The following is a 15,165-nucleotide window of genomic DNA, read 5'->3' on the forward strand; positions in this document are numbered from 1 at the left end:
TAGAGTTCCTTTATTAAATAAATGTCAATCTGCCCAAAAAGAGAGGGGATTTTTAGCAGAATCCCCCCTCTTTGTTGCTAATCCTGATAAATTTTAAAAATTGCCGTTCTGGTGATTTTAATCTTTTTTTCCTTTAAAAGCTTGCCAATAGCCTTTTTAAATGCGGCTTTTGACACGCCGAAGTCCTTTTTCACCTGCTCCGGATCCACGGTCTTATCCGTATAAGGGATATGTCCCTCAAACTTCTCCTCAATCAGCCGTTCAATCTGCTCTCCCAGCTTTTCATAACGGGAAGCATTTATTTCCTCCTGCGTCAAATGCTTGGCATCCTCTTTTTTCTTGGTATACATAGTACCGGCCAAACGCTCGGTCTTGTCCACATAGAGGTAAATCTCCACCTCCATATCCTTCTTTAAGGCATAACGCATCTCTCTGTGGGGCACCAAAACATCCTTCTCCAAGCCGATGTCCACAAAGGCGCCGATGGTATTTACATCGCTGACCCGCAGTCTTCCGATTTCTCCTACTTCAAGATAAGGTTTTTTGGTGGTGGCAATTAACCTGTCCTTGGAATCCTTATACAAAAATACGGAGACCTCATCCCCTATGGTCTTCCCTTTGGGTACCTGACGGATAGGAAGAAGCACGCTATCTCCTCCTTCCTCTCCCACAAAAACACCAAAATCCTTTTCCCTAAGAATTTTAAGCGTCTGGATTTTTCCTAATTTCAACATGGCAACATAACTCCTTATTCTGATTATAAAAGGCTACAACCGTTCTATCCTCTTCTATTGCTACCCTTGGGAAAATGCTGTCCCCCAGGGTATAGGCCTTCACATATTCCGCCCGAATGGAATAAAATTCTCTCTTAGAATCGGCTTTCTCTTCTCCTTCGGTGAAAAGAATAGCCGGTTTTCCTGTACATTGGAAAATAACTTCCTCCGCCAAAGCAATATACTTGGCGTTGTTCATGTGGTGGTTGGTATCCAGAAAATCCTGCACAACGGGAATGAGCTCTCCCTCCTGATAGCTTTCCGGAAAAGCAATTTTTCTTTGCAAGGGAGACAAATGTAATACATCCTCCCGTTCCTTAAAGGGTGCAATCAATTCCTCCGTAATCTTTCCGGGACGTCCCTTCTCCAAATCAAAGCTGAACCACTCGCTGTCTGCTTTCACATAGAACTCTCTTGCTTCATTTTGAATCCAGAAATTCCTATAGGCGAAAATCCCCCGGAAATTGTGGGGAGACGTTCCGATGGAAAGCTTCTCATAGAGCTTAGGCAGGGCATATAGCTCAATATTCCAAGCACTCAAGAGCCATGCTCTATGCTTTTTCTGTAAAACTTCAATGGACATTCCCACATCATGAGAATGAAAGGTGGAACAATCCTGCAAAAGATTCACCACGGAAAACAGACTCATTTCCCCCTTCTCCGTTACCTCGGAATAACGAACTCTCTCTTGAATCTCATACATCCTTTGCCACCCTTTCTTGATTTCCCCTGAAAACCTACTCTATCTCACTGAATCCGGAATCCCGTTCCGCACTATTTTATTACACAGATCCGAAAATACCTTTTCCTTCTGTTTTATAGCTCCCCTCCGGAATTCTTTCTGCCCTATTCTACTCTATTTTTTTTATTCTGCATACAGTTTCTATCTTTCCTACAAAAAAAGAAGAGGTTCCCCTCTTCTTTCAGTATTCTTAAACGGACTCTGCGTATCCTGCCAACTTGGATGTGCAATGAGGACAACGAGTTGCCGCAATAGGAATCATAGTCTTGCAGTACTCACACTCTTTCTCTGTAGGTGCTGCTTCCGGCTCAGCCTTCTTTAACTTGTTCATCTGCTTAACGAAGACAAATACCACAAAAGCCATAATCAGGAAATTGATTACCGCAGTGATGAAGGAACCGTATGCCAATACCGCACCCTGCTCAACGGCCTCAGTGTAAACCTTGGTGGTCTGTCCTGCTAAAGGAATGAACATGTTTTCAAAGTCAATCTTTCCTGTAATCAAGGAAATCAATGGCATAATCAGGTCAGATACCAGCTTGTTCACCAATGCGGTAAAAGCAGCACCGATAATCATGCCGACTGCCAAATCAATCATGTTTCCCTTTAAAGCAAACTCTTTAAACTCTTTCAAAAAACCCTTCATTTGTCTCTCCTTAAAATATAGAATCTCCCTTTTAGAACTTTACTCTATCCGTCCTAAAATCCTCAGCTAATCTATTATAGAAGAGAGTTTTTGGCAAGTTCTATTTTCTGAAAGTGACAATGTTTATTGTTTTTTTATTTTTATTCACTTATTAAGTCATTGCTTTTGTCGAGTTAATCCTCATTTTTCTTCTTTTTGATAAGAACTATCGCCTGAACTCCTAGTTCTGTTTCCTATTTAATTCCAAAAAACACCAGGACCAGGAGAGGAATTTTAATAAAAGGTACAAAAAGAAAAGATTCAAAATCAGTCTCAACGGATTCATACCGACAGACAAAAAAGGAGAACTATGCAAGACTCCCTGTTTTTGTATATAAAGGTAGGTATAGGGAAAACCAATCCCTATTTGATTCCCCTTATCAGAAAAGGGCATAAAATAAGAAAGTAACATTTCCAAGAAAAAAGCCAGGCTTAAAGTGCTCTTAACGCTTCTGTATAGCCATGGCTTTTGATTATCTGTATTCATATTTTCTCCCTTCCAATCCTTTAAAACGAGATATCCCACGCTTTGCAAGGGATATCTCGTTATGAATTATACATAAGCTATTTTAACTATATGATTGGAAGGAGATTTCGTCAAATGCTTTTCCTCTTACATTTTTCTTTGCATTTTTAGTAATTTTATTCATTCCCAATTTTGCTGTTTGAATAATTTTCATGCAATCTCAGTCTTTTCCAAGCTCATTGTCATAAGGGATTTTAAGCAATTTTTCCTACTTATATAGGATTTAAATAATTTTTTCACCGGCCTGATATACCGCCTTCTGCTTCAAATCCTTATCCACAATCAGATAATCCGCCTGCTTTCCTACCGTAATGCTGCCGTAGTCCTTCTCAATTCCTAAGGAGCGGGCAGGGTTTAAGCTGGCTGCTGTAATGGCCTTTCTCAGAGGAATCTTCATTTCCTTTACCGCAGTACAAAGGCAGTCATAAACATTGGACACGGAGCCTGCCAACGCTCCGTTGGATGTCAGTGTACAGTGCTTTCCCTTCTTTTCCACTTCCTGCCCTCCAAGGTCATAAAGGCCGTCCGGCATTCCGGTGGAGCGAAGGCTGTCACTGATGAGAATGACTCTATCCTCCCCCAAAGCAGCAAAAGCCAGACGCACCATGGCAGGATGCACATGAATGCCATCCGTAATCAGCTCTGCAAATACTTCCTTTTCCTCAATGGTTGCTCCCACAACCCCCGGATTTCTGTGGTCCAGACCGGTCATGGCATTGAAAAGATGTACCGCATGACTGGCACCAGCCTGATAAGCTTTCAAAGCCGTGGGGAAATCCGCATTGGTATGGGCAAGGGAAATCTTCACCTTTCCCCGCATTTTCGGAATAAAACGCTGGAAATCAGGATTTTCCTCCGGCGCCAAGCCCATATACTTTACCAGTCCTCCGGAGCAATGTAAGAAGCGCTCCGCAAGCTTTTCATCCCATTTTAAGATGTAATTGGGATTCTGCGCTCCCTTCTTCACAGGGCTGATGAAGGGGCCCTCCATATTGATACCAAGAAGTCTTGCTTCCCCGATTTTCAAGCCTTCCTCATGGTATTCCTTCGCTAAGGAAAGGACCTTTTCCAAATCTTCCACAGCCAATGTCAGGGTTGCCGGACAAATGACGGTAATGCCGTGCTCCGCCTCATACTTTGCCAAAGTCTGCATGGCCTTTCTGGTACCATCACAAAAATCCTCTCCCAAACAGCCATGAAAATGAATGTCGATTAGTCCCGGCAGGAGAAAGTCCTCCGGACAGGAAAATGCTTCCTCTTCGGAAAGCTCCCTTTCTTTATGAATCGCAGAAAAGCGCCCGTCCTTCACTTCTACGGAAGCTAAAGTAAATTTTTTTTCTTCTGTAAAGATACAATATTTTTCCATCTTAAATCCTTCTCAAACAAGCACTATTTTTTCCAAAGCATGCACTGTTTTTTCAAGAGTTTGATAGCTTTCCTATGGGAATAAACTTTAACTCTTTTAAGCTTTTGATGATTAAACTTATGATTTTTGGGCTTTGGGGTTTTTAGGCTTTACTCTTCTGCCTGTTATGAAAATGCACATAAGCCCCCAGCAGTCCTGCCCTGTTTCCAAGGCTGGCCGCCAGCAAGCGGGTATTCTCCGCAACGATAGGCACTAAATGCTCCTGTAAGTGTCCCCAAATCTTAGGAAGCAGGATATCCTTCTGCTCCATAATGCCTCCCCCCAGCACAATACATTCCGGGTTAAAAGCATAACACAGATTACTTAGTCCAATGGACAGAGCATCACAAAGCCTATCCAACTCTTCCAGACAGATTTTATCTTCCTTTGCCACTTCCTCAAATATCCGCTTTCCGTTCCAAAGCTCTTCCGGCTCTCCCTTTCTGCTGGCTACTCTCTTCACTAAAGCAGAAGTAGAGGCCATACGCTGGAACATCCCACCGGGAATCTGCATATAGCCGATTTCCATGGCGGAATGGGAAGTGCCGTGATATACCTCTCCGTTTAGGATAAAGCTGCCGCCGATACCGGTGCCTATGGTAAGGCAAAGCATGGAACTTGCCCCTTTTCCGCTACCAAAGGAATATTCTCCAAGACCGGCGCACTTTACATCATTTTCCACCTCACAGGGAATGGAAAATGCAGTTTCTATCTCTTCCTTCCACTTTGTTCCTTTGTACTCCGGAATCTGGGGGCCTGCATGAATAATCTCTCCCTTTATCTCATCCACCATTCCTGCGGTGGAAATACAGATACCGGATAGAAGTGGCTCTGTTTTGGCTTCTGTTGTTCGCTCAGCTTTTGCATCTCCCTTTGTATCTGCTTGTGCCCCCTCCGGCGGATTTCCCTTTAATTCCGCTAATACTCTATGGATTTCTCCTTTTACATTTTCCAGAATAAAGGAACCGCCTTTTTGGGCCTCGGTGTCCTTTTCATAAGTAGAAAGGATTTCTCCCTTTTCTCCCAAAAGGGCATATTTTGTTTTGGTGCCTCCGATGTCCAGGGCAAAATATCGCTTTTCCATACCGCTACCTACTTTCCTTCTTCTGAAAAATAATCGGGAATCCACTGTGCCAGATGCTCCGCCAAAGCCTTATGGGCTTCAGGGCTCAAATGCATATAGTCGTAGGGGTAATTTTCCACTCCCGGAATATCCTGTGCCGAAAGGTAGGCACAGCCGGTACGCTTTGCCACCTCCTCATACAGAGGAATAATGGCCTTGGACTTTTCACAGCAGTCTTTTCCCATTTCATTCCCTACAATAGTATCCTTATATTCCGGATCAATGGGATAGGGAGCGATAATCAGGATTTTCGGCTTTTCTTCTGTAAAGGCTTCCTGTACGGATTGGGCTTTTCGGATTAAACGTTCCAGCCCTCTGGAAATATTTTCCGCAGTAGCGGAAAAACGCTCCTTTACATCATTGGTTCCCAGCATGATAATCAAAAGGGAAACCGGCTCATGGGTAAGAAGGATTGGACGAATCATACTCACGCCGGAAAGACCCTCGTACAAGGGATCTTCAAAAACAGTGGTACGGCCTGATAAGCCTTCCTCCCGTATCAAATACTCCTCCCCTAATAATTCCTGTAAAACCATGGGCCAACGCACATGCTCGCTAAAACGCTTTCCGTTTTTGTTATTGTAACCGTGGGTATTGGAATCTCCAAAACATACAATGGTCTTTGCCCCAGCCATATTTCCTCCTTTAATTGCTTTCCTTTCATGCTGTTTATCTATAGCTGCTCCCGGGGGGAATGTCCCCTAAAAGCACTTTTAGCCTGCTCTGTAAAGTTTCCAGGAAACCCTACAAAGCAGGCAAATCTTTTATACGAAGCGCGCTACTGTCTCATCGATGACCTTGGCAGTCTTCTTTGCAATCTCCAAATCTTCCTTTGTTAAAGGACTTAACGGACTTCTTACAGAGCCCACATTTAAGCCCTTGCGAAGCTTCAGCACTTCCTTAATCATGGCATACATATTGCCGTGGCCGCTGCAAAGCAGGGTAATGATTTCATTTACTGCAAACTGAATCTTTCTGGCTTCTTCCATACGGTTTTCCTTGAAAAGAGCATTCATCTTTAAGAAAAGCTCCGGCATAGCCCCATAGGTTCCGCCGATTCCGGCACAGGCTCCCATGCTTCTTCCCCCGATAAACTGCTCATCCGGGCCGTTGAAAACCACAAAGTCCTCTCCGCCCCAGGCCTTGTAATTCTGAATATCCTGAACAGGCATGGAGGAGTTCTTTACTCCGATGACTCTGGGATTCTTCTTCATTTCCATGAATAAATCCTTGGTCAGACTTACTCCCGCAAGCTGGGGGATATTGTAAATGACGAAGTCGGTGTTTGGTGCTGCTGCACTGATGGTATTCCAGTACTCCGCAATGCTGTAGCTTGGCAGGCGGAAGTAAATGGGAGGAATGGATGCAATGGCATCTACTCCCAGACTTTCCGCATGCTTAGCCAGCTCTACGGAGTCCTTGGTATTGTTGCAAGCCACATGGGCAATGATGCGAAGCTTTCCCTTGGCTTCCGCCATTACCGCTTCCAAAATCTGCTTTCTGTCCTCTACGGAAAGGTAAATGCATTCTCCGGAAGAACCGTTTACATATAAACCCTGCACACCGGCTTCAATAAAATAACGAACCAGCGCCTTGGTTCTCTCTACAGACACCTCTCCATTATCCTCATAGCAGGCATAAAAGGCCGGTAAAATTCCTTGAAATTTCTCTACATTTGTCATTTCTGTCTCCTTCTAAGGGGCAAAACACCCCAAAAGTTTTGCTGCCGGCCGGGTTTTTTCGCTGTGATAAGCTCAATTTTATATGCTCATTTCTACTTTAACGATAGAGCAAAAATCCCACCGACCTACATGAACATTTTTATCCCTTAACGGCTCCCATGGCAATACCCTGGGTAAAATATCTTTGGAACATTAAGAATACGATTAAAATTGGGATTGCCGCCACTGCAGCTCCTGCCATGATAATACCGAAGTCTGTGGCATTTTCCGCCTGCAACTTAGCAATTCCCAAAGAAATGGTTAGGTTCTCTGTACTACTTAACATAATCAACTGCATGAAATAGTCATTCCAGCTGTTGATAAAGGTAAAGATTGCCAAGGCACCGATACCCGGCTTAATCATGGGAAGTACAATCTGGCTAAAGATTCTGGCTTCAGAGGCTCCGTCAATACGGGAGGCTTCCAACATTTCCCCGGGCACGCCTTCAGAGAATTGTTTCATTAGGAACACGCCGAAGGGCCATCCCACGGTGGGGAAGATGACTGCCAAAAGGCTGTTGTAAAGCTTCAAAAAGGACATTTCCCGAATCAAAGGAATCAAAATAACTTGCTTGGGAAGAGCCATAGCACATACAATCAGGGTGAACAAAAGAGTTCTTCCTCTAAAACGCTTTTTCGCCAAGGCGTAGCCTGCCATGGAGGCGGTTACACAGGTTAAAATCATGGCGGATAAGGACATGAACACGGTGTTTAAAAGCCAACGTACCGCTCCCGGCACCTTCGGGCCTGTCATCAGCACAATATCCTTCCCTGTTCCGGAGAAGGCTCCGCTAAAGGGTATACTCAAGGTAAAGAGGGCGGTGGGCTGACGGGAAAAGAGCTTTTGGTAATTCAATAGTACCCACTCTTTTGGAAACCAGTCCGGGCTTGTGCCGTTGATGGACTGGGCGGTTTTAAAAGATCCTGTAATTATCCAGTATAAGGGAAAAAGAAAGAAAAAAGCCAGGAGAATTAGCAGGAACAAGCTAAGTAAGCTATAAAGATTTTTTGTCTTATGCATAAATTCCTCCTATTTTTCTTTTGCCAACTGGAACTGTAATGCAGAGAGTAAGGCAATGATAATCGCCAAGATAACTCCCATGGCATTGCCGTAGCCGTAGCGATAAAGCTTAAAGGCCGTGTAGTAAATGTAATACATTACCGTATCCGTACTGTGGTTCGGTCCGCCGGAGGTCAAAAGCTGAATCAGAGCAAAGCACTGGAAGCTGTTGATGGTGGTAATAACCAGAATATACAGAGTAGTCGGCATAATCTGGGGCCATTTAATCTTCCAGAAGAGCTGAAGATTGGTGGCACCGTCTACGGAAGCCGCCTCCACCAGGGAATCATCCACATTTCCAAGAGCGGAAACATAGAGGACGATTGGCTGTCCCACGGAGGTGGTAAATAAAATCAGAATAATACAGGGCAGAGCAAAACGGGCATCTCCCAGCCAGTTGATATTCTTCTCCAACACGCCGGTATGGGTTCCCACATAGTTAAACAAGCCATAGTAATTATGGAACATCCATTTCCATACCACGGTAACCGCTACGGAACCTGTTACTACAGGCAGGTAGAAGATACAGCGGAAGGCGGAAAGTACCGGTCCCTTCATCTTATAAATGGCGGAGGCCACCCATAAGGAAAAAATCGCTACCGTCGGAACGGATACCAAAACGATGATTAAGGTATTTTTCAGCGCCTTTTGGAAAATGCTATCTCCGAAAAGCTCTGTATAGTTTTTCAAACCGATAAACTGGTCTGCCACATTCTTTCCCATGGTGGCATCAAAGAAACTGGTATAGACGCACAAAATCATGGGAAAAATTACGAAGCCCAGAAAGAACACAAGGCTTGGCAATAAAAACAAATAGGCAGAGCGAGTTTCTCTTTGGGCTAATATTTTGCTTCGATTGCTTTGTACGTAGTCCATTTTCTCTCCTCTAATCAAAAAACTCCGGAGGCTTCCCGTCAAAGGGTGAGCCTTCCGGAGCCTATTCTTCTTCACAAATGTTTCGAATAATTCTCAAATACATTCTAAAACATTTTCATAAGCTGTATGCTGTACTCCGCTATAGCTTATGCCTTTGCTGCCGCGTTTGCATTGGTCTGGAAAGTGGTTAATTCTGTTTTTACCTCTCCTCCCTGACCGATTCTCTGAAGCATGTTCCACCACTCTGTTCTGGCAGTTGCCCAGCCCGGAGTTACCTGATAGTAGTCTCCAAAGGAAGGCATGAACTTCTCTGTAAAAAGCTTCATAGTCTCTGCGTTCTCTGTTCCCTCATAAACGTCTGTAAGATCCTTATGTACAGGGAAGAAACCTGTAGTCTGTACGGAAAGCTTTGCCTGTTCTGCATCGTTTGCCATGAAACGGATAAATGCCTTTGCAGCCTTCACCTTGTTCTCATCGCCGTTATCGAAGATTCCGAAGCCCCAGATTCCTCCGCAAAGCTCTGCCTTTCCGTCCTTTGCAGGGAAAAGCATAGGAATGATTTCATCGCCGTTGTTGGTCTTTCCCGCTTCGCCGTTGTCCTTGTTGTTCTGCTGAGCAGAATTCCAGCAAAGAGACATTGCCAGGGTTCCGTTTCTGAAAAGGGTAATCTCATCTCCTCCAACCAAAGCCGGGTCAAAATTAATTCCCTCTGCCTTCACAAGCTCTTCTAAAGCCTGTGCATTCTCGGAAGAATCTACAGCATACTCGGTATGCTCCTTATTGGTAAACTTTCCGCCGTACAGGTTATTTACCAAAGCTCTGGTTCCCTGGTCTCCGCCCTGTCCGCCGCAGTAAACTGCCGCAACATTTTCCTGACCCTTATCATGCAGAGCCTTCACAGCCTTGAAGAAATTCTCTGTAGTCCAGGTGTGATTGTCCAAGTCAAGATACTGTAATGCATCTGCATTCTCGAAGGCAGTCTTGTTAATAGCCATGCAGTGTGCAATCATAGCCAAGGGATACTCGTAGTACTTTCCCTCGGAGGACTTACAAGCCTCTACTACGTTGGGATAAATATCCTTTGCCGCATCATCTTCAAAGAGATCCGCCAAATCCACCATCAATCCCTTTGCGCCCCAGTTTGCCACCAAACGCTCCGGTCCTTCCATAATCAGGTCGGGTGCCGCATTTCCTTCGATAGCGGTATTTACCTGGTCGTCACCGCTCTGGTAGTCCAGATACTCTACGGTAACATGGATATCCGGATACTTTGCGTTAAAATTCTGAAGCAAGCTGTCTACGGATGCGCTGTCGCCCCATTTTCCGATAGGATAGGTGTAAAGCTTTAAATCAGCCTTTAATGCCTCATCCTCGGAAGCTCCCTCGGCCTTCTCGGAAGCGGCCTCACTTGCCTTTCCGGATTCCGCCTTCTTCTCTGTCTCTGTCGTAGCCTTTGGTCCGCAAGCTGCCAAGCTGCTTGCCAGAAGCAGAGACGCTGCTCCCCATGCTAAGATTCTTTTCTTCATTGTTTCTCCTCCCATTCTTTGAGTGCCTCCACAAAGGGTACCGCAATCAGCTGCGGCCTTGTGATGATTGATCCAACAACCACGGCATAGGCGCCAAGTTCCATAACGCGTTTTGCCTTTGCCGGAGTGTTGATGTTGCCTTCGGCAATGACCGGGTGCTTTACACTCTCAATCATTTTTCGAAGAATCAGGAAATCGTCTGCCTCAATCCGATCTCCCTTAGACTGCTCTGTATACCCCACCATAGTGGAGCCAATAAAGTCAAATCCCAAGCAATCCGCTTCTATGGCTTCTTCCACCGTGGAACAATCCGCCATAAATGCCTGATCCTTGTATTTGGCCTTTATTTCCCGGAAAAATTCTGCCAGGTTCTTTCCCCCCGGCCTTTTGGAAATGGTGGCATCAATCGCAATGATATCCACACCAACTTCCATAAGTTCATCCACCTCTTTCATGGTGGGAGTGATATATACCTTCGAATCCTCGTAATCTCTCTTAACGATACCGATAATGGGAAGCTCCACTTCCTTCTTAATCTCCGCAATATCTTCTTTGGTGTTGGCCCGGATGCCTCCGGCCCCTGCCATCTTTGCCGCTCTGGCCATCCTTCCCATAATGAAGGAGGAATGTAAGGGCTCCTCCGGCAGCGCCTGACAAGATACAATGAGTTTACCCTTCAATCCCTTGATTCTCTCTGTCATGGAACACTCCTTTTTCCTGAAAAATTTTTTTATTTGTTCTTGAAGAAAAGTACTTTTTCTTCTTGTCCTTTCTTAAGTATAGTTTTAGATTTTTCAATTTCAACAAGAAAAAACTTGGCTTTCCCTATAAAATTCTTTCAATAAAAGCATTTATCTCCTGAAAGTCTGCCGTAGTACTTCCTTGAATCATCTCCTTCTGTCCTCCTCCCCGGAAAGACAGTTTTTCTCCCAGTAGCTTTCCAAAGGCTCGCATATCCTCTTCTCTGCTTCCTGCCACCACAGAAAAGCCTTCTTCCTTTTTCCCAAGGCAAATGAGGGAAAGGGGTAGGGAAAGTCTCAGCCTTTCACAGATTTTTTGCAAGTCCTTCATCCCCAGTTCGGACAGGTAGAGAAAGAGGTAAGAATTCTTTCCGTAGTAGGAAAAGCAGCTATCCTTTAGAGGGCTTCCCAGAAATAGCATTTTGATTCCTTTCCGTTGCTCTTCCAGCTCTTTCAATATCTTTTCTTCCAAAAGCCGGATTCCCGCCTCTAAAATTCCTCTTTTTTCTTCTTCCTTTTCAAAGATTTTCTCCTGCAAGCTCCGGAAGGCCTCCGGAATCTCTGTCCAGGGCCGGCTAAGGCTTTGGGCGAAGCCGGATAAAAGCTTTAGCTTTTTTTCCAAAGCAAGAAAAGCCAGCTCTCCCGCCAGCATGGTTAAACGACAGCCCTTCCTATGCTTTTCATAGGAAAGAATGGTAAATACCCCAATCTCTCCGGTGAAGCTTAGATGGGTTCCGCAACAGGCACAGGAATCCACCTCGGGAATTTCGATAATACGAATATCCCCCTCCAAAGCCTTCTTTTGTCGAAAAGAAATACTGCCATCCTTTCTTTCCAAACTCCTATCTTCTTCCCCTTCCAGATAAATTTCTCTTATGGGAAGATTTTTTCGGATGACGGCATTCACACCCTGCTCCAGCTCCTCCAGTTCCTTTTCGCTGAATTCTCCGTCAAAATCCACGGTCATGTGGGGATTCTCCCCAAAGCATTCCATATGAAAACCGCTATTTTTATAAGAAAAGCGCTTACTCACAAGGCCGGAAAAAATATGCTCTGCACTGTGATTTTCCGACTGCCATCTTCGAAAATCCGTATCAAACTGACAACGGACTTTTGCTCCCTCAGGAAAATCCGCTTCTGTATACTGCCAAAGCTCTCCATCTTTTTCCTCCACAAAGAGAAGCTTTGCCCCGGCAATGCTTCCTCTGTCACAGGGCTGTCCACCTCCCTCCGGGTAGAAGAAGGATTCCGACAATCTATAGCAAAAAAGGGAAGAATAGCTTCCTCCCCATTTTTTTACAAACTCTTCTTTTTCCTTTTCGGAAAGCTCCCGCTTTTCCAAAATAAGAAGCTCTTTTTCCGCCTCTTCGCCGCTGTTTCCTCTTTGATAATATAAGGCTTCTTTAATCATATTTTCCTCGTTACTCGTCCTAAGAATAGCTATTTATTACTGCTCTTTGTTACTGTTGAGGCAAAAAGATCGATACTTTCCTTTATACTTTTTAAAGTACAGACTTCGATACTTTCCCTTTTGCTTCTTAAATCATCCCCAGGTCCTTTAGTGTCAGGTAGATACCGTCCTCCCAAATGGGTTTTGCCACAATATCCGCCTTTTCCTTGATATAGGGAATAGCGTTTCCTACAGCCACACCAACATTTGCCCAAAGAAGCATTTCCTCATCATTAAAGCTATCTCCGAAGGCAACGGTCTTTTCTCCGGGAATCTTGTAAACCTCAGCGATTTTCTCTAAGCCCATGGCCTTGCTATAGCCCTTTTCCAAAAGGTCAGCCCCGGTGTCTCTGCTAAAGGGAAAGACATTTAACTCCGGAAAATTCTTCCTGAGAGCCTCTGCCCCCTCTGCTCCACCGCAATAACACAGAGCAGAAACCTCTTCTTTTAAGAGTTCCTCCACCGGCACGAAATTTCTGTCGCTTTCCTGCACAAAATTCAGGTCATACTGTACCACCTGTTCCTCTTCCGTGAAATAATCCTTATCCTCTATGGCGGTTCCCAGAGCAATATGATGCTCCTTTCCGAAGCGAATCAATCGTTCCAGTAAATCTTTGGACATGACACTATGCATTAAAACTTCCTGCCTGTCCAAAGGATCTAAAAGCACCTTGGTACCGTTCATCTGCACCAAAGCATGGGGAGCGATTTCCTTCAAATAATCGAAGGAATAGCGATCATACATATTTCTGCCGGAAGCCAGCACCACAAGATAGCCATTTTCCTTCAGTAGCTTAATGGCTTCCAAGCTGGAGGGGGTAATGGCTCCCTTATTATGGTCTAATAGAGTATGGTCTAGGTCAAAGGCCACTAAACCTTTCTTTTTTTCAATATCCTTAGCGCGGTTTGTTTCTTCTCTCATCTATCCCCGTCTTCTCTATCCTTATATTCTACTTTATACCTTACGGCTCAATCTGCTATAGTTTCAGACTAAAGAAATATACAACAGAGCTCTTTAGATTCTCTTACTTTCCTCACAGAAGGCACGAATCTTCTCCGCCATTTCCTTGGTGAAATCTTCCTTTTGGAATCGATAGCTCCAGTTACAGCCTAGAACGGAGGGCTTATTCACTCTGGCTTCCTTTCCCTTATGGCAATAATCCTGATAAGGGATAATTGCCGTGTTGGATCTGGAATTTAAAGTCAGTTTAATGAAAAAGTCCACATAATCCATGGCCAAAAGCTCTTCCACGGTTTTTCCTACATAGTCTGCCGCCATCTGTCGATCCGCATCTTCAATTTCCAAGAACCAGTCCTTTAAGACCTGATTATCATGGGTTCCCGTATAGCAAACCGTATTTTCCGTCCAAGTATTGGGCCGATAATCTCCACTTTCTCTGGAGTCAAAGGCAAATTCCAGAAGCTTCATCCCGGGGAAACCGCTGTCTTCTACCAGTTTTTTTACAGACTCTGTGACATAGCCCAAGTCTTCCGCAATCACCGCCTGCTCTCCCAAAGCTTTTCTTAAGGCATGGAACAGATCCATTCCCGGCCCCTTTTCCCAGTGGCCCCTTTTCGCATTTTCATCCCCGTAAGGAATAGAATAATACTCATCAAATCCCCGGAAATGATCCACTCTTACCACATCATAAAGAGTAAAGCAGTGCTTCATTCTGGAAATCCACCAGGTATAGCCTGTTTCCTTATGCTTTTCCCAGTCATAGAGAGGATTGCCCCAAAGCTGTCCATTTTCCGCAAAGGCATCGGGAGGGCAACCTGCCACCGCCTTGGGTCTTCCCCCTTCCAGTTGGAACAGGGAGGGGTTGTCCAGCACATCAGAGGAATCCAGAGAAACATAGATGGGAATATCTCCAATCAGCTGAATCCCAAGGCTATTCACATAGGCCTTTAAGCTTAGCCACTGCTTTTGGAAAAAGTACTGGCAGGCTTCGTGAAACTCCTTAGGATAGGGAAGCTTTCCTTCCATAAAACGGGCATAAGAAGAAAGCCAGAAGGAATTCTTCTCGCAAAAGTCCTGAAAAGCCTTTTTTTCTTCCTGTCCTTCCGGAGTATTCAGCTTTTCGAAAAAGCGGTCCATAGCTTTCTTCAGCACAGGATAACGCTTTTCATAAAGCATACCGTAGTCAATTTGGCTCTCGGAGGCATTGGCAAGCTCTGCACAATCCCCTTCTAAAAGATAGCCCTCCTCCTGTAACTGCTCCAAGTCAATAAAATAGGGGTTTCCGGCGAAGGTGGAGAAGCTTTGGTAGGGGGAATCTCCATAGCCCGTGGGGCCTAAGGGAAGAATCTGCCAATAGCTCTGGCCCGCCTCTTTTAAAAAGTCTGCAAAGGCTCTGGCCTCCTTGGAAAAAGAACCGATACCGTATTTTCCCGGCAAGGAAAATATAGGCATCAAAAGTCCCGCTCTTCTTCTGTCTAAAATTTTCTTCTCCATCCTACTCTCCTATTCTCATTGAATGAAATATCTCGCTTTCGGTTTTTTCTGCGATTTGATATTTTTTTCTTCGCTAAAAAAAG

14 protein-coding genes are annotated in these 15,165 nt (G+C 44.7%); all 14 read right to left on the reverse strand.

Features of this window, described 5'->3' with window-relative positions; all coding sequences use genetic code 11:
• Nucleotides 1-77: 77 nt before the first annotated feature.
• On the reverse strand, nt 78-734 hold the full coding sequence (locus RDQ32_RS08365) for a S1-like domain-containing RNA-binding protein (protein WP_308579986.1): 657 nt from the start codon (nt 732-734) through the stop codon (nt 78-80).
• Nucleotides 703-1,476, reverse strand: coding sequence for an acyl-ACP thioesterase domain-containing protein (locus RDQ32_RS08370; protein WP_308579988.1), 774 nt, complete (start codon nt 1,474-1,476; stop codon nt 703-705). Before RDQ32_RS08370 ends, RDQ32_RS08365 begins: the two co-directional genes overlap by 32 nt.
• Before the next feature lie 229 nt (nt 1,477-1,705).
• Nucleotides 1,706-2,161 (reverse strand): large conductance mechanosensitive channel protein MscL, encoded by a 456-nt coding sequence (mscL, locus tag RDQ32_RS08375; protein ID WP_183684541.1) that lies wholly within the window; start codon nt 2,159-2,161, stop codon nt 1,706-1,708.
• 788 nt (nt 2,162-2,949) lie between these two features.
• On the reverse strand, nt 2,950-4,092 hold the full coding sequence (gene nagA, locus RDQ32_RS08380) for an N-acetylglucosamine-6-phosphate deacetylase (protein WP_308579990.1): 1,143 nt from the start codon (nt 4,090-4,092) through the stop codon (nt 2,950-2,952).
• A gap of 142 nt (nt 4,093-4,234) precedes the next feature.
• The gene (locus RDQ32_RS08385; RefSeq protein ID WP_308579991.1) at nt 4,235-5,215 is read right to left on the reverse strand and encodes an ROK family protein; all 981 of its coding nucleotides are present in this window, start codon (nt 5,213-5,215) and stop codon (nt 4,235-4,237) included.
• A gap of 8 nt (nt 5,216-5,223) precedes the next feature.
• Entirely contained in the window at nt 5,224-5,889 is a 666-nt protein-coding gene (locus tag RDQ32_RS08390; RefSeq protein WP_308579992.1) for a GDSL-type esterase/lipase family protein, read from the reverse strand.
• Nucleotides 5,890-6,018: 129 nt separating this feature from the next.
• Nucleotides 6,019-6,936, reverse strand: a complete 918-nt coding sequence (locus RDQ32_RS08395) for a dihydrodipicolinate synthase family protein (RefSeq protein ID WP_308579993.1) — start codon at nt 6,934-6,936, stop codon at nt 6,019-6,021.
• Nucleotides 6,937-7,075: 139 nt separating this feature from the next.
• Nucleotides 7,076-7,996, reverse strand: a complete 921-nt coding sequence (locus RDQ32_RS08400) for a carbohydrate ABC transporter permease (RefSeq protein WP_007156777.1) — start codon at nt 7,994-7,996, stop codon at nt 7,076-7,078.
• 9 nt (nt 7,997-8,005) lie between these two features.
• Complete coding sequence (locus RDQ32_RS08405; protein ID WP_308579994.1) at nt 8,006-8,911, reverse strand: sugar ABC transporter permease; 906 nt, start codon at nt 8,909-8,911, stop codon at nt 8,006-8,008.
• A gap of 146 nt (nt 8,912-9,057) precedes the next feature.
• A complete protein-coding gene (locus RDQ32_RS08410) occupies nt 9,058-10,437 on the reverse strand; it encodes an extracellular solute-binding protein (protein WP_308579995.1) in 1,380 nt (459 codons plus the stop codon).
• Nucleotides 10,434-11,138 (reverse strand): N-acetylmannosamine-6-phosphate 2-epimerase, encoded by a 705-nt coding sequence (locus RDQ32_RS08415; protein WP_308579997.1) that lies wholly within the window; start codon nt 11,136-11,138, stop codon nt 10,434-10,436. Before RDQ32_RS08415 ends, RDQ32_RS08410 begins: the two co-directional genes overlap by 4 nt.
• Nucleotides 11,139-11,262: 124 nt before the next feature.
• A complete protein-coding gene (locus tag RDQ32_RS08420; RefSeq protein WP_308579999.1) occupies nt 11,263-12,588 on the reverse strand; it encodes an alanyl-tRNA editing protein in 1,326 nt (441 codons plus the stop codon).
• A 127-nt stretch (nt 12,589-12,715) separates the two neighbouring features.
• Nucleotides 12,716-13,549: an HAD family hydrolase gene (locus RDQ32_RS08425; protein ID WP_308580000.1), complete on the reverse strand. Its 834-nt coding sequence runs from the start codon at nt 13,547-13,549 to the stop codon at nt 12,716-12,718.
• A gap of 93 nt (nt 13,550-13,642) precedes the next feature.
• Entirely contained in the window at nt 13,643-15,082 is a 1,440-nt protein-coding gene (locus tag RDQ32_RS08430) for a 4-alpha-glucanotransferase (protein WP_308580001.1), read from the reverse strand.
• Nucleotides 15,083-15,165: the final 83 nt, after the last annotated feature.

The sequence above is a fragment of the uncultured Oribacterium sp. genome (assembly GCF_902481605.1).
Lineage (GTDB): Bacteria > Bacillota > Clostridia > Lachnospirales > Lachnospiraceae > Oribacterium > Oribacterium sinus.